A 21,096-nucleotide genomic window follows, 5' to 3' on the forward strand; every position below is an offset into this window, starting at 1 on the left:
GCCCCACCCCTCCCCGTTCCGTCCGCCCGGTCGCACGTCACGCGGCGGCGGCACCCGAGCCGCCCAGGTCATTCGTCAAGGAAATTCCGAGGCGGACGATATCCGCGTGTGTTTCCACTTCGCATTTCTGACGCACGCGCCGAATATAAGTATTGACGGTATGTACGCTGATTCCCAGTCGAGTGGCGATCTGACTGTATGTAAAACCCCGGGCGACGTATTTCACGACCTGGAGTTCTCTGGGCGACACGTTCCGGCCGTTCATGTGCGCCCCATTTTCGGGTTTACTCGCTGACCTGTGCAACGCACGTTCCCCCTGCGGATCGTCGGCGAATCGAGTGTGGTCAACCCTCAACGAACGTCAAATATAGGGTACTTGACCCCCGGGCGCCATTTCGGGCCCTCTTGACTTTTCCACCGGCCCATGTCCGGCGGTCATCCGGTGATTTCCGTCGGTGATATCAGTTCGTAAGCGGTACGAATCACTCCGGGGTCGCGCAGGAGATCTTCCTGGCTTGCCGGGAACCGGATTTCCCGCCCGGTGTGCCCACCGCTCCGGCCCGAGGAGAGCAGAGAGGTCGCCGACGCCCAGCCGGGCCCCGGCCCCAGATGCCGCGCCGCCGTGAGATAGCCGGTGTAGGAACGGAAGAGTCCCGTGAGCTGTTCGGCGAAGTGACCGCCCACCCCCATACGCGCGAGGACGGTCCCGTACGCCTCGCGGTACAGGGCGACGAACGCCTCCGCGGCCTTGTCGAAGTCGTCGCCCGTCGCGTCACGGATCCGGTCGATCCCGCGCCGCAGTCCGGCCCGCTCCTCGTCGCTCACCCCGTCCATCCCCTCCACCGCCCTGCGGACGTCCCGGTCGAGACCGGCCACCGTGGGCACCTCCGGGTCGAAGAGCAGCAGCACCGGCCGCTCGCCCTGCCGGCGCTCCACGACGTCCGCCAGACGCGAGGCGAACACGCTTCCCGCGCAGTAGCCGAGCACCGCGCGCACCGGGCGGGCGCCGGGTCCGTACGCCACCTGCCCGCCCCACCAGCGCAGGTGGTACCCCGCCGGGTCGTCCTCCCGCCCCGCGTCGGGCGGCGGCACCGCCTGCCGTACGTCGAGCGGGCCCGGCAGCAGCCCGGCGAGTTCGGCGAACGTCGCCTCGCGCCGCCCCGTCGTGGCGAAGTCCACCGCGAGCACCACGTCCCCGTCGGCGCCCGGGACGAGCGGAGCCCACGCGGCCCGTGTGTCACCGCTGCCCGGCATCCGGCGCCTCCCCGTACACCTCGGCGGCCACGGCCACGATCTCGGCGAAGCGGGGCACCTCCGCGGAGCGCGCCTCCAGGGCGTCCGCGAGCCCGGCCACGGTGCGGTGGGCGAACAGGGTCGCCACCGGCAGCTCGATGCCGAGGACGGCCTGGAGGCGGGCGAGGACCCGCACGGCGCGCAGCGAACTCCCGCCCAGCGTGAAGAAGTCCGCGTCCACCCGCGCGACGGGCACCTCCAGCACATCGGCCCAGACCGCGGCCAGCCAGCGCTGGAGGTCACCGGCGGGCGCCGCTTCCTCCCCGGACACGGCGGGGCCGTCCGGCCGCCCTCCGGTGTCCCCGGGAAGCGTGTCCGGCGACGGCAGGTCCGTGACCGGTACGAAGCGCACACACACCGTCTCGTCCGGCAGCACCGGCGCGGTGTGCGCGCGCAGCTCCGCCTCGCCGGGCGGCGAACCGGGCTCCGGTACGTAGTAGACGGTCAGCTCCACGGGAGCGCTCTCCCGCGACGGGGCACCGCCCGCCGTGAGAAGGGCCTCCAGCGCGTCGAGCTGGGAAGGGGAGAGGCCGGCGATTCCGGGGAAGGACACGGAGTTCCTTTCTGCCACTGCTCAGCGGGTCGCGGTCACGACGGTCATCCGGTCCGTCCACCAGTACTGACAGTCCGGCGGCGGCCGGAGACCGTCCACCACCTCCACCGCGAACGAGGAGAAGTACCGCAGGAGCCCCCGCTGGTGACGGCGGCTCAGCGAATCCCTTTCGTTGGTGTAGTACGTGAAGACCCCGCCGGAGCGCAGATGGGCGGCGGCCTCGCAGAAGAACGCCTCCGCGACCGTGCTGTCCCGCAGCACGTACTGGTCGAACTCGGCCTCGCTGGTCGGGAAGGCGTCCCACAGGATGCCGTCGAAGTCGCCGAGCGCGGGCAGCGCGGCCTGCCAGTGCCCCCGCAGCAGCTCGATGTCGGAGCCGGGGCGCTCGGCTGCCCACCGCCGGGCCCTGTCCAGCACGCCGTCGTTGTACTCGACGATGGTGTGCGAACGCACCCCCTGCTCCTCGATGAAGGTCGCCGACAGCCCGAGCCCGAACCCGATCTCCAGGATGTCGCCGTGGGTGGCGGTCACACGCTCCGCCATGCGGTGCATGAGCCGTTCCTCCCAGTCCTGCATCACCTGCTGGCCCTCGATGAGGAGCTGGTCGTCGTGGTAGTCGGCCTCGCTCTCGTCCCAGTTGGCGTGGATCTCGCCGCGCGTGGTGCCGCCGATGTAGTCGGGCGCGGTGACATCGAGATGGCGTAGCTGCTCGGCCAGTTCGTCGACGGCACGGTGGATCACCCAGCGCCGCTGTTCCGCGCGCGGCGCGTCGATGAAGGTGTCCCGCCGGATGTCGAGATCCACGGCGAAGTCCTTGTAGCGGCGCAGCATGGTCACCTTCCGGTCGGCGGGATGGTCGGGAGGACGTCCGCCCCGGTGACCGCGCGCAGCGCGGCGGCGGCCACCTCGGGCGGTACGGCGGCCAGGAGCGCGGCGGTCCGCCGCGCCCGGGTGGCGTCGGACGGCGTCGCGGCCACGGTGGCGGAACGCACCCCCGGATGGCCGGCCACCCGGGCGGCGACCCGGCCGAGCGCCACCCGGACGCCCCGGAGCACGGCCATGTCGTCGGCCGTACCGCACAGCTCGATGTCGCCGGACGGCCCCATCCGCGCCGCCTCACCCGTCCGCACCAGACGGGTACCGGCCGGCAGCTCCGGGTGGCGGCTCTCCACGAGGCGCCGCCGGTCGAGGGCGGGGCTCGTGACACCACCGGCCCCGTCGGCCCCGTAACCGTCGTCGTCGGCGGTCAGACAGAGTTCGCCGAGAACGCCGTGCGGCACCGCCCGGCGCCGGTCGTCGACGACGACCGCCGAGCCGTCGCCGACGACGAATCCGCGGCCCTCCTCCGGGGCGCCGGTCATCTCCCGCACCAGCGCGGCCAGGCCTCCTCCCGCGTCCGTGCGCAGGTGGTACAGGCGCGCGCCCGGAGCCAGGGCGGCGAAGCGGCGCGCCGTGTGCTCCCGGGGCGCCTCGCCGAGGGTGACCACGGTCCGCAGGGCCGCGAGGCCGTCGGCGCGTCCGGGCTCGGCCGACAGCCGGCCGACCAGATCGGCCAGTGTGCTCGGCAGCAGGAAGAGCGTGTCCACCCCGTCCCTGACCAGCGTCGCCGCCAGCGTCTTCGGGTCGCTCCGCCCACCGGGACCGGGCAGGACGGCGGCGCCGCCGTGCGCGAGCGGCCACAGCAGCTCCCAGACGGCGTGCGCGCGGGCGGGCGGTGTGGCGTGCAGGACCGTCGGCGTCCGCGTGCCGAAGTGCCGGACGGCCCACGCGGTGTGGCGGGCGAACGCCCGGTGCCCGACGACGGCCGGGTGCGGCGGGTCGGCCGGACCCGTCGTGCACACCGCGTACATCGGGCGCCGTCCGTCGCCGGGCGCGTCCGCCGCGTACCCCACCGCGTCCGTCGCCCCGTACGCCTCGGCCGGCCCGGCCCCGACGGGCAGCGGCCGCACCCCGGACGGTACGGCCGAGGCGTCCGCGTCCTCGGCGACGACGGCGAACGGGTTGCCGGTCCGGGTGACGAGATCCGCGACGCGCTGCTCCGACCAGCCCGGGTCGACGGGCACGAACGCCCGGCCGAGACCGTTCACCGCGAGCATCGCCGCGATCAGCGCGGGCCCCTCCGGGAGGACGAGCGGCACGAACGCCGCCATCGGCCCCGCGGCGCGCAACCGGCCGCGTACCTCCCCGACGAGCGAGGACAGCGCGCCGTACGTCATGGCCCGGCCCTCCACGACGAGCGCCGTGCGCTCCGGCCACCGCCGGGCGACCGCCTCGAACCGCGCTGCGAGCGGCGCCTGTTCCTCCGGATCGGGAACCGGGGCGGCGGCCACGGCCAGCGACCGGTCCGCCGGGCGCGCCGCGTCCATGTCCCGCACCCGCAGATCCGGATCCGCGACGACCTGGTCCACCAGCGTCAGGAAGCTCGCCACCATGCGCTCCGCGGTCTGCGCGCCGAACACCTCGGCGCAGTACCACAGCCGCCCGCTCAGCGTCCCGCCGTCGCCGTCACCGACGGCCAGCGTGAGGTCGAGCGCGGAGGACCGCACCGGCACCTGCGCGGGACGTACCTCGCAACCGGGCAGCCGCAGCGCGCCCCGCTGCTCCTCGTCCATCACGAACAGCGTCTGGAACAACGGGTTCCGGGTCGCGGAGCCGTGCCGGCCGACCGCCCGCGCGATCTCGTCCACCGGGACGTGCCCGGCGGCCTGAGCGGCCAGTGTGCTCCTGCTGACGCGGCGCACCGCCTCGGCGAAGGTGGGGTTGTCCGCCAGCCGCGCCCGCACCGGAAGGGTGTTGACGAAGAAGCCGATCAGCTCCTCCAGCTCCTCCGAGCCCCGGTTGGCGGCCGGCACGCCGACCGCCAGGTCGTACGTCCCGCTGTAGCGCGCCAGGAGGACGGAGAACAGCGCGAGGAGGGTGTGGTAGCGGGTGACCCCCTCGCGCCGGGCGAGGGCCGCGAGCGCGGCGGCCTGACGGCGCGGCACGGTGAAGCGCCGCTCGTCGCCCGCCCGGGTGGGCCGCTCCGGCGGGAGCAGGTCGGCGGGCAGGGCCTGTTCGGGCAGCCCCTCCAGATACTCCCGCCAGAATCCGAGCCGCTCCGTCACCCGGCGCCGGAACGCCGGGTCCGCCTGCCAGCCGCAGAAGTCCAGATAGCGCGCGCCGAGCGGGCGCGGCGCGGACGGCGTGCCGTCCAGGGCGCGGGCGTACGCGTCGCTCAGCTCGTCGAGGAACAGCCCCACCGACCATTCGTCGAACGCCACATGGTGGACGGCGAAGGCGAGCAGGGTCCGCCCGGTCGCGCACCCGACCACCGCCGCGCGCAGCACCCGGCCCGAGTGGAGGTCGAACGGGCGCGAGACGAACCCGGCCAGCACACCGTCCCGCGACGCCAGTTCCTCCTGGACGGTGTGTGCGACGGAGGCCGTCTCCACGGGGATGTCCGGTGCGACCACGACCTGGGTGAGCCGGGCGCCGTCGAGCCGTACGGCCGTACGCAGCGGCTCGTGCCGCTCCGCCACCGTCCGCAGCGCGGCCCGCAGCGCCGGCACATCGACACCGCCTGTGACCTCGAAGGCGAGCGGGATGTGGTACGCGGCGGACTCCGGCAGCAGGCGTTGCAGGAACCACATCCGCTCCTGGCCCGACCAGCAGGGACCCGCGTCGCCCGCCGTGCGCGGCAGCAGCCGGGGCGGACCGCTCCCGTCGTCGCGTCCGCTCTCCTCCGTCATCACCCCGGCCGTGACGAGGGCCGACGCGAGAGCGGCCACCGTGGGCTCCTCGAAGAACCGGGCGACATCGACGGCCACCCCGTACCGTCCGCGCAACCGGGTCAGCAACTGGATGGCGAGCAGGGAGTTGCCGCCCAGGTCGAGGAAGCTGTCCCGTTCCGCGATCTCCTGGTCGCCCAGCAGCTCCCGCCACACGGCGACGACCGCGGCGACCGCCGCGCGCCGGGCCTGCCCGGCGCCCGCCGGGTCCTCGGCGGCCACGGTGGCTCCGGTTCCCCCGGCGGTCTCCGCACTCCGCTTCGTACGGCGCGAAGGACCGAGCGTGCGCGGCGCCCCGCCGCCGTGGGAGTGCACCACGTACCGCTGCGGGCAGGCGTAGTCCGGCAGCCGCTCCGCCGCCCGCCCGGCCAGCACCTCGACGAGCCGCTCCGCGTCCCCGGCGACCGCCGTCCCGACCACCTCGGCGACCAGCAGGTCCCTGCCGTCCGGCCCGGGCTCCGAGGTCACCGCGACCTTCTCGACCCCGGCCACCTCGGCCAGTACCCCCTCGACCTCACGCGGCTGCACGGTGAAGCCCCGGATCTTCAGGCGCGTGTCGATGCGCCCCGCGAAGCGGAAACCGCCGTCGGTGAGGGCCACCGCCCGGTCCCCGGTCGCGTACATACGGGCGCCGGGGCGGCCCGCGAACGGATCGGGCAGGAACCGTTCCGCCGTGCGCCCCGGCTGTCCCACGTAGCCGCGGGCCGTGGCCAGCCCGCCGACGTACAGCTCTCCCGGCACGCCCGGCGGCCGCCGGCGCAGCCCCGCGTCGAGCACATAGGCGTGGACGCCGGGCAGCGGCCGGCCGATCACCCCGCTGCCCACCGGGTCACCGGGCGCCAGGGGCCCGTCCACGACGGAGGTGACGGCCTGCTCGGTCGACCCGTACATGTTGAACGTCCGGCACCCCGGCCCGGCGACCGCCTGCCAGCGGGCGATGTCGTCGGCCGCGACCTCCTCGCTGCCGACCGCGACCGTCCGTACACATCCGGGAGGCGGCGGTACGTCCCCCGCCTCCACCGCCGACAGCCACGCCGTCCAGAAGGAGGTCGGCAGATCGAGGGCGCTGACCTGGAACTCCTCCAGGAACGCGGTGAACCGCACGAGGTCGCCCGCGGTCGCGGGATCCATCAGCGCCAGCGCGGCACCCGCCGTCCACGCGGTGAACGCCTCCTCCATCGTGATGTCCACCCCGAGCGAGGTGAACTGCAACACCCGGTCCGCGGGGGTGAGCCCCCAGCGGTCGGCCATCCGGGCACAGGTGTTGGCCAGCGCCGCGTGCTCGGTCAGCACACCCTTCGGCGCACCGGTCGAGCCCGAGGTGAACACGAGGTAGGCGAGGTCCGCGCCCGTCCCGGCCCACCGCGCCACGGGCGCGGGCGGCTCCGGTCGCCGCGCCTCCGTCACCGGGAGCACCCGGGACAGCCCGGCTTCGTGCGCGAGAGCGGTGTGCTCGGCATCGGCGAACACATGCAGCAGGCCCGCCACTTGGGCGACCTCCGCGATACGGGCGGGTGGCCACGACGGGTCCAGGGGTACGTACGCCGCGCCGCCGCCGAGCACGCCCAGCACCGTGGCCAGGAAGTACGGGCGGCGCGCCCCCAGATAGCCGACGGGCAGCTCCGCGCCCTCGGCGCAGGCGCCGAGCGCCCGTACCGAGTCCGCGACGGAATCCGCCATCGCGCCCAGTTGCTCAAAGGAAAGATCACCGTATGCGCCGGTGACGGCCACGGCGTCGGGATGTGCCGCGCGCCGCGCGGTGAACGCCTCGCATACGGACGCCCATGCCCCCGAATCGACCACTACGGTCTCCTCACATCATCCGACGGTACGTCATAGGTCGTTACTCATCACGGCTTTTCGTTGTCCGAGGATTACTACGCAAGCTCCCGCCCATCCGCTAGACACATTTGCCGACGGCAGGCGCAGACACCATTCACCAGAACCTGTGACTTGACAGGTTTGGGTGCCATCGATCTAGACGAGTCGTTCCGAAGTCCCGTCTGCGGGGAGGCGCCATGTACGCGCGTCCGCGGTGTTGGCGGCGGATACGGGGGAGCCGACGCTCCCGCGTCGTCTCCCTCCTCCGCCTTGCGGCCGCACGCACCTGACGCCTCCCCACCCGCCCGAGGGGCGGACGACGCCACTTCGGAATGACTCGTCCAGGGCCTTTCGTTCCAGGGGCTTTCGTTCGGATCCGGCCGGACCCAGCGAGAGCCGGACGAGGCCCCGGTTCCTCCCGGTACGACGCCCCGTTGACAGCCCCCCACCCCTGTGGCAGCTTCGGCACATCACGGCTCCGCCCTTCCACCACGTCTGTGACACGCCGCCCGCGCACGGGCGAGGGAACTCCCCGCCGGCGCGCACACGGCGTCCTGCCCTGTTGGGAGAGCTGAGAGTTGTCACCCTCATCCGCCGTACCCGCCGCCGCCCGCGTCGCGTGGCACGGCCCCTCGCGCCGGATCCCCCCGGCCACCCTCCCCGAACTGTTCGAGGCCCAGGCCGCGGCCACACCCGACCGCACCGCCCTGGTCTTCGAAGGAAGCCGGACCCGCTACGACCGGCTCGACGCCGACGCCAACCGCCTCGCCCATCTGCTGCTGGAACGCGGCGTCCGCCCCGGCGACCGGGTCGCGGTGGCGGTCCCGCGCTCCGTGGAGCTGGTGGTGGCCCTGCTCGCCGTGGTCAAGAGCGGAGCGGCGTACGTACCCGTCGACCCCGACCACCCGCGCGACCGTGTCCGCCGTCTGCTGTGCGACGCCGCCCCCCGGGTGGTGCTCACCACCACCCCGGTCGCCGAGGTGGTGGACACACCCGACGGCGCCGTCCTGCTGGACGATCCGCGCACCGCCGCCTCGCTGGCGGCCCTCCCCTCGTCCTCGCCCACGGCGGCGGACCTCGGCACCGCGCCCACTCCCGGCCGGCCCGCCTATGTCATCTACACCTCGGGCTCCACCGGCCACCCCAAGGGAGTCGTGGTTCCGCACCACGCCGTCGTCAACCGCCTGCTGTGGATGCAGCACACCTACAGACTGGAGGCCGACGACCGCGTCCTTCAGAAGACCCCCGCCGGCTTCGACGTCTCGGTCTGGGAGTTCTTCTGGCCCCTGATCACCGGAGCCACCCTGGTCATCGCCCGGCCCGGCGGACACAAGGACCCCGGCCACCTCGTCCACCTCATCCGCAGCGAGGGGGTGACCACCGTCCACTTCGTACCGTCGATGCTCCGGTACTTCCTCCAGGCACCGGGCGCCGCCGGCTGCCACAGCCTGCGCCGTGTGTTCTGCAGCGGCGAGGCCCTGCCGGCCGACCTCGTGGAACCCTGTCTCCGTACGCTCGGCGCCGACCTCCACAACCTCTACGGCCCCACCGAGGCCACCGTCGACGTCACCCACTGGCCCTGTCTCCCCGGCGGCGACCCCTCCGTGACGGTCCCGATCGGCAGACCGGTGTGGAACACCAGCGCCTACGTCCTCGACGGGGCGCTGCGTCCGGTCGAGGACGGCGGGATCGGCGAGCTGTACCTGGCCGGCGCCCAACTCGCCCACGGCTACCTCGGCAAGCCGGGGCTGACGGCGGGCAGCTTCGTCCCCGACCCCTTCGGAGCACCGGGCGCCCGCATGTACCGCACCGGTGACCTCGCCGCCCGGCACCCGGAAGGCCACCTCCTGTTCCACGGGCGCGCCGACCACCAGGTGAAGGTGCGCGGCTTCCGTATCGAGCCCGCGGAGATCGAGGCGGCGCTGACCGCGCGCCCCGATGTCGGACAGGCGGTCGTCGTCCTGCGCGAGGACCGGCCGGGCGACCCCCGCCTGGTGGCGTACGTGACCCCCGCCCCCGGCGCCACCCGGCCGGACGCCACTGGGCCGGACGCCACTGGGCCGGAGGGCCCCGACACCGCTCTCCTGCGGGACGCGCTCACGGCGCGGCTGCCCGACTACATGGTGCCCGCCGCGTTCGTCACCCTGGACGCGCTGCCGCTGACCCCCAACGGCAAGCTGGACCGACGCGCCCTCCCGGCGCCCGGAAACCCCGCACCGGCCCGTACCGGTCGGGAACCGCGCACCCCCGTGGAACGCACCCTGTGCGCCCTGGCCGCCGAGGCCCTGGGCACCGAAGGCCTGACCATCGACGACAACTTCTTCCACCTCGGCGGGAACTCGCTGCTCGCCGTCCGCTACGCCGCGGGCATCCACACCGCGTTGGGCACGCCGATCGAGGACGTCAGGGTCTTCTTCGAGGCACCGACCGTCGCCGAGCTGTCCGTACGCCTCTTTCCCCCGGCGGACGAGGACACCGAGGAGTCCCGTACGCACACCCCGAGCGGAGGAGCCCGCCCACGTCCTCGGTGACGGAGAGACACCCGTCGCGTCAAGCAGGCCCTCACCGATACACCCACATGGTTCGAACCCACCACTCCACGGTGAAGTGTGGGCGCCGACCATATCGGTGAGGCTCCGAGGGCTGCTTAGGGTGCGGAGTATGACCGCGCCCACCACACCAGGTCCTGCCCCGCGTACACCGGGCTCCCGCACCGCGGACGGCCCGGCCGCCCGTGGCCCCGGCTCCGTCGGCACCGCCGCCGCCCCCGGCGGGTCCGCTCCCGTCGCGCTCGACCTCGGGGGCCGTACGGCCCTGGTCACCGGCGCCGCGAGCGGTATCGGCCGCGCCTGCGCGCTGCGGCTCGCCGCTGCCGGGGCCAGGGTCAGAGCGGTGGACAGGGACGGCGCGGGGCTGGCATCCCTGGCCGGAGAGGCCGGAGGTCCCGGAACGGCGGGCGCCTTCGACACGCGGGTCCTCGACCTGACCGATCTCGACGCGGCGGAGCAGGCGGCCGAGGGCGTGGACATCCTGGTCAACAACGCCGGGCTGCAACTGGTCCGCCCCATCGAGGACTTCCCGCCCGACGTGTTCCACACCGTCCTCACCGTCATGCTGGAGGCACCCTTCCGGCTGATCCGGGGCGCGCTTCCCCACATGTATGCCGAAGGATGGGGCCGGATCGTCAATATCTCCTCCGTACATGGATTGCGCGCCTCTGCCTACAAGTCGGCGTATGTGGCCGCCAAACACGGTCTCGAAGGACTCTCCAAGACCGCGGCCCTCGAAGGCGCCTCGCACGGGGTCACCTCCAACTGCGTCAACCCCGGCTATGTGCGTACACCACTGGTCGAGAAGCAGATCGCGGACCAGGCACGGACGCACCAGATCCCGGAGGAGAGGGTCGTCGCGGACGTGCTGCTCCAGGACTCCGCGCTGAAGCGTCTCCTCGAACCGGACGAAGTCGCCGAGGCGGTCGCCTACCTCTGCACCCCACAGGCGTCCTTCATCACCGGCACCTCGCTCGCCCTCGACGGGGGATGGACCGCGCACTAGGGTCGCCCGCACCCGCGTCCGCGTCCGTTGTCCACAGGCCGGTGCGGCCGGCCGAACGACAGGTAATGCTGTGTCCATGTCCCAGCAGCAGTCCGACTCCCATGTCCGCCACCACGACCAGCTCTCCTACCTGGAACTCCTCGCGCGCGGCGCGGCGGCGGAGGCGTTCGACCGGCCCGCGCTGCTGGCCCGCGCGGACGGCGGGGGCCCGGAGACGCTGGCCGCGCTGGAGCACGCCAAGCGGCTCGCCCTGAGAGTACGGGCCGAGCTGGCGGAGCGACGCCGCCGCGAGGCCGAGCTGTCGGCGCTCTTCGAGACCGCGCACGACCTCGCGGGACTGCGGGATCTCGACGCCGTGCTCCGGGCCATCGTGCAGCGCGCGCGTTCCCTCCTCGGCACCGAGGTCGCCTATCTCTGCCTGAACGACCCGGCCGTGGGCGACACCTACATGAGAGTCACCGAGGGCTCGGTGTCGGCCCGTTTCCAGCAGCTCCGGCTCGGGATGGGGGAGGGGCTCGGCGGGCTCGTCGCGCAGACCGCGCGGCCGTACGTCACCGACAGCTATTTCGACGACCCGCGTTTCCGGCACACCCGGGCCATCGACTCCGGCGTACGCGACGAAGGGCTGGTCGCCATCCTCGGCGTGCCGCTGATGCTCGGCAGCCAGGTCATCGGGGTGCTCTTCGCCGCGGACCGCCACGCCCGGGTCTTCGAGCGCGAACAGATCTCCCTGCTGGGCTCGTTCGCCGCGCACGCGGCGGTCGCCATCGACACCGCGAACCTGCTCGGGGAGACCCGCTCGGCGCTCGCGGAACTGGAGAAGGCCAACGAGATCATCAAGGAACACAGCGCGGCCATCGAACGCGCCTCGGACGTGCACGACCGGCTGACCGAACTGGTCCTGGGCGGAGGCGGTGTCCACGACGTGGCGAGCGCCCTCTCCGAAGTGCTGGACGGCACCGTGGAGTTCGCCGGGCCGGACTCCCCCTCCGTGACCGCGCTCGACCTGACCGGCACCGAAGGCCGCGCCACACGCCACGGCGAGGTCTGGGGAGCCGCCGTCTGGGCCGGCGGCGAACTGCTCGGCGCACTCGTCCTGCGCGGCCACCCCGCTCTCGACTCCGTCGACCGGCGCACCCTGGAGCGGGCCGCCATGGTCACCTCTCTGCTGTTGCTGGCCCGTCGCTCCGCCGGAGAGGCCGAGCAGCGGGTACGGGGCGAGTTGCTGGACGACCTCCTCGACGCCCCGGACCGCGACCCCCGCCTGCTGCGCGAACGGGCCGTCCGGCTCCACGCCGACCTCGACGCGCCGCATGTGGTGCTGGCCGCCCGGATCGACGGCCCCGACCCCGGCGCCCCCGGCGCCACCGAACGGGAGACCGCCGACCGGCGCCGGCTGTGGTCCGCCGCGTCGCATCTCGCCGCCACCGGACAGGGACTGGCCGCCACTCGTGACGGAGGCACTGTCCTGCTCCTGCCGCTCGCCCCCGGCGACACCGCCGCCGACCTCGCCCGCCGTACCGCCGGACAGCTCGGCGGAGCCCTGCGCGAGCCCGTCACCGTGGGCGCCTCCGCCGCGCTGGAGGCGCCCGCCGCCCGCCCGGGCGCCACCGCCGAGGCGTACGCGGAGGCCCGGCGCTGTCTCGACGCGCTCCGGCTGCTCGGCCGCTCGGGCGACGGCGCAGCCGCCCAGGACCTCGGTTTCCTCGGACTGCTGCTCGCCGACGCCCGGGACATCGAGGGCTTCGTGCACCGCACCATCGGTGAGGTCATCGCCTACGACCTGCGCCGCGGCACCGACCTGGTCCGCACCATGAGGGCCTACTTCGCGTCCGGGACGAGCCCGGCCCGTACCAAGGACGAACTGCACGTCCACGTCAACACGGTCGCCCAGCGACTGGAGCGCGTCGCCCGGCTGCTCGGCGCGGACTGGCAGTCACCCGCGCGAGCCCTGGAGATCCAACTGGCCCTGCGGCTGCACGCCATGTCCGACGCCGTCGTCCGCTGAACGCCGAACGGCCGCCGGACCCCTTCAGTCGCCGGGGGGACGGGAGCCCGCGTCGACCTGTCGTGGCGTCGGCACCCCCGACCGCGCGGGCTCCGCGTCGACATCCGCCAGATCGCGGTGCCGGGTCTCCTTGGCGCACGCGACGGCCACGACCGTGATGAGCGCGGCGGCCATGACGTACAGGGCGATCGGCGTCGAACTGCCGTAATCGGCGAGCAGCGCCGTCGCGATCAGCGGCGCCGGCGCGCCCGCCGCGACCGAGGAGAACTGCGCGCCGATCGACGCCCCCGAGTAGCGCATCCGGGTCGCGAACATCTCCGAGAAGAAGGCGGCCTGCGGTGCGTACATCGCGCCGTGCAGCACCAGTCCGACAGTGACGGCGAGGAGCAGATTGCCGAAGCTCGCGCTGTCGATCAGGGCGAAGAACGGGAACATCCAGGCCCCCACCCCGACGGCGCCGATCATGTACACGGGCCTGCGTCCGATACGGTCCGACAGCGCGCCCCACGCGGGGATGACCGCGAAGTGGACGGCGGAGGCGACGAGTACGGCGTTGAGCGCGGTCTGTTTGCTCAGCCCCGCCGAGTTCGTCGCGTACACCAGGATGAACGCGGTGATCACGTAGTAGCTGATGTTCTCCGCCATGCGCGCGCCCATCGCGACCAGCACGTCCCGCCAGTGGTGCCGCAACACGGCGACCAGCGGCATCTTCTCGGCCCCGGCGCCGTCCGCGCCGGCCGTCGCCGCGCGCTCCGCGGCCCGGGCCAACGCGGCCTTGAAGACCGGGGATTCGTCGACCGAGAGCCGGATCCACAGGCCGACGAGCACCAGAACACCGGAGAGCAGGAACGGTATGCGCCATCCCCACGAGACGAACTGCTCGTCGGAGAGCAGCGCGGTCAGCGCCGCGAGCACCCCGGTGGCGAGCAACTGCCCGGCCGGAGCCCCGGTCTGCGGCCACGAGGCCCAGAACCCACGCCGCTCGGCGTCCCCGTGCTCCGACACCAGCAGCACGGCCCCGCCCCACTCACCGCCGAGCGCGAACCCCTGGACCAGCCGCAACACGGTCAACAACACGGGCGCGGCCGTACCGATGGTGGCGTGCGTGGGCAGCAGCCCGATGGCGAACGTCGCCCCACCCATCAGCAGCAGACTGAGAACCAGCAGCTTCTTGCGCCCGACCCGGTCCCCGTAATGGCCGAACACCAACGCCCCGAGCGGCCGCGCGGCGAACCCCACGGCGTAGGTGAGAAAGGACAGCAGCGTTCCGACGAGCGGATCGGAGCCCGGGAAGAACAGCTTGTTGAAGACCAGAGCTGCTGCGGATCCGTACAGGAAGAAGTCGTACCACTCGATGGTCGTGCCGATGAGGCTGGCGGCGACGATGCGCTTCAGGCTGGCGGGTGTCGGGGGAGCGGGTGCTGCGGAGGCCATGTGCGCCACTTCCTCGTATGAGGTGGGGAGGGGTACGTGTCGGCACACGGTAGAAACACGCAGGTCAGGTGCACATATGGTGGGGCAACATAGTTCGGGGGCCAGCTATGCGTGCAGCCACCATGACAGCTCACGGAAGAGCGGCTCAGGGGCTCGAAGGCGGCCGGAACGAGTGCTGTCCGGGACGCGGAGTTCGGGCCGATTTGGCGGTGCGGTGCTGACTCCCGTGCTGACTTGGTGCTGACTAAAAGCCCACGTCATCAACCGCGCTCACCCCTCCCGTGCTGACTTGGTGCTGACTACGCTCCGTTGAAGTAGGACATCTTGGGGCTGATCGGCTCAGGGCCGTTGCGTGGTGGCGACCCGACCGCGAGGCCGCCCCGGCTTTGTCGCCCGGCTCTGCGGCACGGACGAGGGGTTGCGCCTGCGCGTGGTGCTGCGTTCGTCCCAGCAGATTCTTCGTCTGCTGGTGGTGCAGGCAGTGCGGCCTTCTGGCCAGCAAGGATGCCGGTCCGCTGGGTTGAATACGGGAGGGTGGCCCGGGCCTGGTCCGGATCTTGGTGGGGCTGTGCCCTGTCGTACCGTGCCTGTTCGGTTGGTAGCCGGGGGAGAGGCAGCGACCGCGGTGACGCGCGACTTGGCCCCCGACACTTGCGGACCGAACCAAAGGGGCACTGGGTGCGGCTGACCGGGCAAACCTCGGGGCCGGTCACCTGGGGTTTGGACGCCAGTGATCGTCCGCGTTGGCTTGGTCGTGGCTTTTCTTGCCAGTCGATGCCCGAAGGGGTTGATCGGCTGTCAGACGGAGCCTCGTGTAGGTCTGCTCACTGTCACGGGTGACCTCCGCTCGCGCGGGGGAAAAACCGGCGTCACAGAGGTGGCTCCACAGGCGGCCGATGTGCTTCCCAACGTGATCCTTCCGCCCTTCGAAATGGCGCTGTGCCCGGCCAGCAAGCCGGGCCCTTTCCCCCGCTGCCGGCCGGGGCGGTCGAAGTCCTCCACGGCCAGCCGCAGCGCCAGCGTGGTCATCGCGTCGATGTCCGGGTTGAACACGGTGCGCGGGATGCCGGCTCCTCTCCCGGCCAGGGCAAGCACCGTGTGAGTGTGCTGCCCTGTTCGTGGCGGGCTGTCGAGTCGTGCGATCGCCGGGTGCGCGCGGTGGCGGTGGCCGGTGGACGGGGCGTCAGGCAGTGGGCGGGATGAGGGCGATGCCGTCGTCGTCGGCGTGGAGGAGGTCGCCGGGGTGGAAAGTGATGCCGCCGAAGGTGACCGGCAGGTCGATGTCTCCGGTGGCGTTCTTGCCGCTCTTGCGCGGGATGGTGCCCAGGGCTTTGATGCCCAGTTCGAGGCCGGCGAGGGCCGCGCTGTCGCGGACCGCGCCGTGCAGGACGAGCCCGGCCCAGCCGTTGTCCTGGGCGGCGGTGGCGATGAGGTCGCCGACCAGGGCGGTTCGCAGGGAACCCTGGCCGTCCACGACGAGAACACAGCCGTTGCCGGGCGTGCGGAGCAGGTCGCGGAGCAGGCCGTTGTCCTCGTGGCAGGAGACGGTACGCACGGGTCCGGCGAAGCTCCGGTGCGCGCCGAACCGGCGGAACTGGACGTCGCAGACGCGCAGATCGACGCCGTACCGGTCGACGAGGTCGGCGGTGGCAACGGGAATGACAGAGGTGGCAGGGGTGACCGCTTCGGGCATGTGTGGGTCTCTCTTTCGCTCGGGGCTGTCGCGCTCGCTTCCTCGTCCGGCCGTCAGGAGAGGGCGAGGGAAGGAGCCTTGACCTCGAATTTTGGAAATGGGTTATACGGTTGGTGTGAGCATGGCTGTTGCCGTTGTGGGTCCGCCCTGCTGACGTCATCACGCCGGGCATTCAGCGCCTCGCGTGCCCGGCTCCGAGCGTCGTCCCATTCCGCCATCCACACGATGCCGACGACCTCTCGCAGCTCTACAGCACGGGCGGGGTCAGGACTCCACGACGTGAGGATCGGTGAACGTCGAGTTGTCGATGACAATGTCCATTTTCGGGATAGGGTCGACTTCCTGGAGATAGATGCGCTCTGCCACCAGATACCGTTTGCGGTGGATCGACTCCGCGTCGCTCCCGGCCCAGTCCTGATCACGGTCAGCACCTCGCTGAACGGACAGTTCCTCATCCACCTGCAGCCAGACGCGGAAGTCCCAGTACTCATCGATCTCCGGCCGGAAGGCGAAGACCCCGTCCACGATCAGCACCGCATCCGGGGCAAGGGGCGACACGTCCGAGGAATGATCCCGCTGCGTGAGCGGGTCGATGGCGCACAGCGCGCACAACGTCGCTGCGGGCGACCGGCAGGGCTCAAGCAGCAGCCGTTTGACAGCGTCGTAGTCGAACGCGTTGCGGTAATACCCCTCGCCCGACTCCCGGTCATACAGATGCCGGTCCTTCCACGGCTTTTTGAAGTCATCAAGGGTCGCCCGGAGCACGGGCCGTCCCTCAACGCCGATCCGCTCAGCCAGTTCGTGCCCGAAACTCGTCTTGCCCGCCGCGGTGAGACCATCGATCCCTACCACCAGACGATCCTGGCCGAGGGCCAGGATCCGCTTCGTAATCCGTTCGACCAGCGCCGTACGTTCGAAGGACGCGGCCGGAGGACATGGCTGCTGCCACGTTGAAACCGAATGATGCACGCCCGATCGCTGCAGTCCCATACGGTGAACCTACCGACCTCCCCCGACGAGGGGGAAGGCCACCCTGCCCAACCAGCTACGGAGAACACGGGCAAGCACATCGTCGCGCCTGCACGGTGCGGGGGCTCGGCTTCCAGCCGAAAGGGCAACAAGGGCTGGTACGCCGACCTGATCGCCGACGTTCACCGCTTCAAGCAGGCCCGGGAGAACTACGCCGCGGCTCTGCAGACGCACATCGAGATGTTCCTGGCTGAGGCCGGCCGCGCCGGGTCCCTGACCAGAAGGCGGCCGACGACGAACCGCCCCAGCTCGAAGCGGTGTCCATACCGCTCCTTCGGCGCGTGCAGGCGACGCAGGAGTTGGGCGCGTTCGTCGGGGTGGCGGGCGATCCGGGCGGTAGTCCAGCCGCTGTCGGCATCCATGCCCGGCCCGGCCTCGAAGGCGAGGCGCCGGGCGGTCCAGGTCGTGCGCGGATCGAGCGCCCACCGGCACAGGGAGAACCGCACCGGCCCCGGACGGGGCCCGGCTGCCCCTCCGTCAGGAGAGTTCGGCGCATCGCCCGGTTCGGGGGGCTCGGGGGCGCCGTCCTTGGTGTCGGCCACGGCGTGAGTCTCATGGCCCGCCCAGGCATCGCGGGCACGGTCGGGCGGGAGTCACCGTAACGAGTGACACAAGTCAGTACCCGCCTGCGAACCCCGCGCAGACGTACTGCTGCGGGGCGGTGTTCAGGAGCCGACGGCGCCGTACCGGCCGAGCAGCAGCGTCTGCGACGCAGTGAAGCTGTCTCTGTCCTGACGCATTCGTATGTGCGCGCAGGACAAATCCTCTAAGATCTGGCTATGTTGACGCAGCCAGTCACTCTTGCCGGCCCCGACAGCGCCCTGGACGCACTGCTCATCATTGTGGCCGTTCTGGTAGGGCTGATCTTTTGTTTGTACATTATCTTGTCCCCGTTCGCCGGATTCATGGCCACGGTCTTCTTGATGCTCTTCTTTTCTGTCGGTTACTTCACCGCCGGTGCCCTTGGTGCCAGTAGGTATATGTCCATAGGCGCCGGTGCAGCTTTGGTAGGGACTGCGTTCCTGGTTTCCTTCACGATCGGTCAGAGAATGGACCGTGAGCGTGAGCGTGAGATGAAAATCCAGCGTGGCGAACAAGAGCGGCGTGCGAAACGCCCGAAAAGCCTTGATGAAATTAGAGATTACTGGCGCAGTGGCGAGTAACTCGGTCAGGACTGCTCTCCAACTCGGTGGGGGCTGCGGGCGATCCGGGCGGTCGTGCAGGTGGCGTCGGCGTCCATGCCCGTTCCGGCCCCGAAGGCGAGGCGCCGGGCGGTCCAGGTCGTCCCTTGCCCACGGTCTTGGCCGAGGATTCCCCGGCCCGCTCGCTCCCGTCCTGGGCGGCGAAGGCGACGGGAATTCCCAGGGAGCGGGGCACCGCAGCCTCCTCTTGGATGTGGTCGGCCAGGTCCCAGGGGGGATGAGGGCGAGCAGGACGCCCAGGGCCGGGACGCCCCGGCGGTACCGGTCCTGGACGGCACTTGCCCCGTACGAGTCCCGCCCGCGCCGTCGAGTTGTCCAACCTGCAGTGGACTATGGGCATTTGGAGCAGACGAAGAAAGATTCTGCGGGTTGCTCGGTGGGAGCTCTGAGCCGTCCGGCCCCCGGCCGCGCGGCGGCGGAGTAGACATCGGCATGGACGCCCCCGTCGCCTTCTGCTCACGTCCGGCAGTCCGCCCACTGGTGCGCTGCCGCCCACCAGTGCATGGCCCGGCCGCCCGGCCGGTTCAGGAAACCAGCTGCCCGAGGCCGGGGGTGTGGGCCCGGGCGCGCCGGAGTACGGCGACAACGTGCCGCCGGGACTGGCCGGGTGGCCGGATACGGATCGGGGAATCGGTCAGCATCCGGTGATGAGCCACAGGATGAGCGCGGCGTCCAGGTCCTGGATGTCGCGATGGACGACGCTGATTCCGCTGAACTGCCCTGCGTGCGGCGCCTTGGCGAGCCAGGCGGCCGACGGATCCTGACACTGCTCCGCACAGTGCGGCTGGAAGACCGGGCGCACGGCCATCCACCCGGCGGTAACCTCCCCTCGTGACCGCACAGAGCAGTCCTGCCGAGGGCGGCGAGCCGGTGCCCGGCCCTCCGGGGGTCGATGAGGGGCCGCAGATCACCTATGCCGAATGCCGGCGGTGCGGTACGCAGATCGCCGGGCTGGACGGCCGCTACAGCTGCGGGGTGTGCGGCTGGGTCAACCACCACTCCGAAGGCCACCGCGCACTGCCCGCAGCCGAAGACGACACCGACGCCGTCAAGCACCTCGCCTGACCCTCCGACCCGGGCGGGTGCCATCGTCCACCACGGTGGTCAGTCAAGGCGCGAGCGCCTTGCCCTCGGCGGCAGGACGAGGATCGGGAGCTGCTTGTGGTCCAGCTCGTACCGGCCGCGCAGCGTCACGTGAATCCGTATGGCCGGTTCGAGCTGGACGTGAACTGCCATCTGGAGTTGGACCTGTCCGCCTGCGGGGCGACGGTGCCCGGCCTGCGCACCCCGCGAGGCGAGGCAATGCCGAGCGCTTTGGCGTCGTCGCGTTGGTTGCGTGCGTTCAGGTGCCGCAACAGGAGGCGGGGGCACACATGATGTTGAGGGCATCCCGCTCATGTTGCGGCGGGAGGCGGCGAAGGAGGGGAGTGGGTCCCCGTGGTTGAGGGCTCGATATGCCGCTCGTGGTCCGTGGTACGGGCTGTTCCCTGCGCAACGGCCATCAGGCCGAGCGCACACGCACCGCAGGCCAGCAGTGTGACGACCAGCCAGGCGGGCATTCGCCGCCCGGTGCGCTTGCGCAACAGAACTAGCCAGGCAACGCACACCACCACGAAAACTATGACCACCTGTGTGAGGGCACCGCTGCGGTAGGCGGCCTGCAGGGTTTCAAAGTCGGTGGCCAGCACGAGGAGCAGAGCGAAGAGCATCGTGACGACTGCGCACACCGCTTCTAAAATGCGCAACACGACCTGGCCCGCCCCCCTACTGTCTTCTCGCCCTCCCCCGCAACTCTAGTCCCTCAGTTCGCGGGCGGTACTGACGGCTCGATCTCGACCTTCTCAACCATCCGGCCGTCCTCGTCCTTTTCGGTGGAGCGGCTTTCCCCGGCCTTCACGCCCGGCGCGGGGGCCGAAGGGGGGACCGGAATGCCGGCGACCACGGCTTGGCGCCGGCAGGTGGCCGTCGGCGGGTGCATTCGTCTGGGGCTGGACTGCCCGGCCCCGGCAAGGCGGCTGCGGATGGACGTGGCCGGGCAGCACACCCCAGTCCACCGCCCCCACGCCCGCACCGCGAGTTCGGATCGGCCGGACGGCCTACCTGTTGAGCCTGACCTTTCAGATTCCAGGCCAGCGTTCCTGGGCGATAATCCATTCCCGTCGGACGTAGGCGCCGCCCGCGCCCCGATCGCCGTCGGTGCATCCGCTATCCAGCGGGTGCCGAAGCGGAATCGCGACGAATCCGTGTCCGCCTTGCCGTGCGGACAACTCCTATGCAGGGCGAGCCGGGCGGTACTGAGACATCGGCGGTCGCGTGATCTCCGTCGGCGCCGGGGTGATGGCTGGCGTTCCCAGCTCCGCGGACATCTGCTCCGTACCGACATGCGGGTCGCCGGGCTCACCTCCGCGGAAGCCACCCTCGACTCGCGCCCGACGCCGGCTTGCTGGTCAGCCGGGAGACCGTGGGGTCGCAGGCCGCTGGCCCGAACGGCTGGCTCGGCCCGCAGCATGCCGACATCGGCCGGCCGGTGCGGGCCCGGTCCACCGCAGGCGCGGCATCGAGAGGTCTTGCCCGGATCGTGCCTTGTCCGCGGGTTGAGCTACGGACGGCACGAGCGCCGTCGATATCGCCGCATCCGGTCCGCGCCCCGGTGTGGCACGCACACGGGGATGGCGTTCTCAGGATGCCGATCCGTGATTCTGCCGGTTCACTGGTGTGGTGATCCCGGGCGGCTCCGGAGC

General features: G+C 71.6%; 17 protein-coding genes. 4 read left to right on the forward strand and 13 right to left on the reverse strand.

Annotated features, from left to right (window positions below; translation table 11 throughout):
* Positions 1–37: 37 nt before the first annotated feature.
* From ACFXPK_RS22885 to ACFXPK_RS22905, 5 genes are all read right to left on the reverse strand, one after another.
* A complete protein-coding gene (locus ACFXPK_RS22885) occupies positions 38–265 on the reverse strand; it encodes a response regulator transcription factor (RefSeq protein ID WP_384996034.1) in 228 nt (75 codons plus the stop codon).
* A gap of 170 nt (positions 266–435) precedes the next feature.
* Entirely contained in the window at positions 436–1,254 is an 819-nt protein-coding gene (locus ACFXPK_RS22890; RefSeq protein WP_385078128.1) for a hypothetical protein, read from the reverse strand.
* The gene (locus ACFXPK_RS22895; RefSeq protein ID WP_384996039.1) at positions 1,238–1,846 is read right to left on the reverse strand and encodes a phosphopantetheine-binding protein; all 609 of its coding nucleotides are present in this window, start codon (positions 1,844–1,846) and stop codon (positions 1,238–1,240) included. Before ACFXPK_RS22895 ends, ACFXPK_RS22890 begins: the two co-directional genes overlap by 17 nt.
* Before the next feature lie 21 nt (positions 1,847–1,867).
* A complete protein-coding gene (locus ACFXPK_RS22900) occupies positions 1,868–2,677 on the reverse strand; it encodes a class I SAM-dependent methyltransferase (protein ID WP_384996041.1) in 810 nt (269 codons plus the stop codon).
* Positions 2,678–2,679: 2 nt separating this feature from the next.
* Entirely contained in the window at positions 2,680–7,416 is a 4,737-nt protein-coding gene (locus tag ACFXPK_RS22905; protein ID WP_385078131.1) for an amino acid adenylation domain-containing protein, read from the reverse strand.
* A 596-nt stretch (positions 7,417–8,012) separates the two neighbouring features.
* Between ACFXPK_RS22905 and ACFXPK_RS22910 the strand changes: the two genes are divergently transcribed.
* The 3 genes from ACFXPK_RS22910 (at position 8,013) to ACFXPK_RS22920 (ending at position 12,997) form a co-directional block, all read left to right on the forward strand.
* On the forward strand, positions 8,013–9,965 hold the full coding sequence (locus tag ACFXPK_RS22910; RefSeq protein WP_385078134.1) for an amino acid adenylation domain-containing protein: 1,953 nt from the start codon (positions 8,013–8,015) through the stop codon (positions 9,963–9,965).
* Between the two features lie 130 nt (positions 9,966–10,095).
* On the forward strand, positions 10,096–10,989 hold the full coding sequence (locus ACFXPK_RS22915) for a 3-hydroxybutyrate dehydrogenase (RefSeq protein ID WP_385078137.1): 894 nt from the start codon (positions 10,096–10,098) through the stop codon (positions 10,987–10,989).
* A gap of 76 nt (positions 10,990–11,065) precedes the next feature.
* The gene (locus ACFXPK_RS22920; protein WP_385078139.1) at positions 11,066–12,997 is read left to right on the forward strand and encodes a helix-turn-helix domain-containing protein; all 1,932 of its coding nucleotides are present in this window, start codon (positions 11,066–11,068) and stop codon (positions 12,995–12,997) included.
* 24 nt (positions 12,998–13,021) lie between these two features.
* On the opposite strand, the gene ACFXPK_RS22925 is transcribed toward ACFXPK_RS22920, so the two are convergent.
* The 6 genes from ACFXPK_RS22925 to ACFXPK_RS22950 all read right to left on the reverse strand — a co-directional run bounded on the left by ACFXPK_RS22925 (position 13,022) and on the right by ACFXPK_RS22950 (position 19,163).
* Positions 13,022–14,431: an MFS transporter gene (locus ACFXPK_RS22925; RefSeq protein ID WP_385078142.1), complete on the reverse strand. Its 1,410-nt coding sequence runs from the start codon at positions 14,429–14,431 to the stop codon at positions 13,022–13,024.
* A 1,183-nt stretch (positions 14,432–15,614) separates the two neighbouring features.
* A complete protein-coding gene (gene rraA, locus ACFXPK_RS22930) occupies positions 15,615–16,124 on the reverse strand; it encodes a ribonuclease E activity regulator RraA (protein WP_385078145.1) in 510 nt (169 codons plus the stop codon).
* Positions 16,125–16,388: 264 nt separating this feature from the next.
* On the reverse strand, positions 16,389–17,114 hold the full coding sequence (locus tag ACFXPK_RS22935; RefSeq protein WP_385078148.1) for a uridine kinase: 726 nt from the start codon (positions 17,112–17,114) through the stop codon (positions 16,389–16,391).
* A gap of 188 nt (positions 17,115–17,302) precedes the next feature.
* On the reverse strand, positions 17,303–17,695 hold the full coding sequence (locus tag ACFXPK_RS22940) for a hypothetical protein (protein WP_385078151.1): 393 nt from the start codon (positions 17,693–17,695) through the stop codon (positions 17,303–17,305).
* A gap of 123 nt (positions 17,696–17,818) precedes the next feature.
* Positions 17,819–18,250, reverse strand: coding sequence for a hypothetical protein (locus tag ACFXPK_RS22945; RefSeq protein WP_385078153.1), 432 nt, complete (start codon positions 18,248–18,250; stop codon positions 17,819–17,821).
* A 739-nt stretch (positions 18,251–18,989) separates the two neighbouring features.
* On the reverse strand, positions 18,990–19,163 hold the full coding sequence (locus ACFXPK_RS22950) for a hypothetical protein (protein ID WP_385078156.1): 174 nt from the start codon (positions 19,161–19,163) through the stop codon (positions 18,990–18,992).
* Positions 19,164–19,186: 23 nt separating this feature from the next.
* On the opposite strand from ACFXPK_RS22950, the gene ACFXPK_RS22955 reads away from it, so the two are divergent.
* Positions 19,187–19,420: a hypothetical protein gene (locus ACFXPK_RS22955; protein ID WP_385078159.1), complete on the forward strand. Its 234-nt coding sequence runs from the start codon at positions 19,187–19,189 to the stop codon at positions 19,418–19,420.
* A gap of 39 nt (positions 19,421–19,459) precedes the next feature.
* Here ACFXPK_RS22955 and ACFXPK_RS22960 read toward each other — a convergent pair whose 3' ends face one another.
* Entirely contained in the window at positions 19,460–19,591 is a 132-nt protein-coding gene (locus ACFXPK_RS22960) for a hypothetical protein (protein ID WP_385078161.1), read from the reverse strand.
* 158 nt (positions 19,592–19,749) lie between these two features.
* Entirely contained in the window at positions 19,750–20,064 is a 315-nt protein-coding gene (locus tag ACFXPK_RS22965; protein WP_385078164.1) for a hypothetical protein, read from the reverse strand.
* Positions 20,065–21,096: the final 1,032 nt, after the last annotated feature.

Source organism: Streptomyces sp. NPDC059142 (genome assembly GCF_042755665.1).
In the GTDB taxonomy this organism is placed as follows: domain Bacteria; phylum Actinomycetota; class Actinomycetes; order Streptomycetales; family Streptomycetaceae; genus Streptomyces.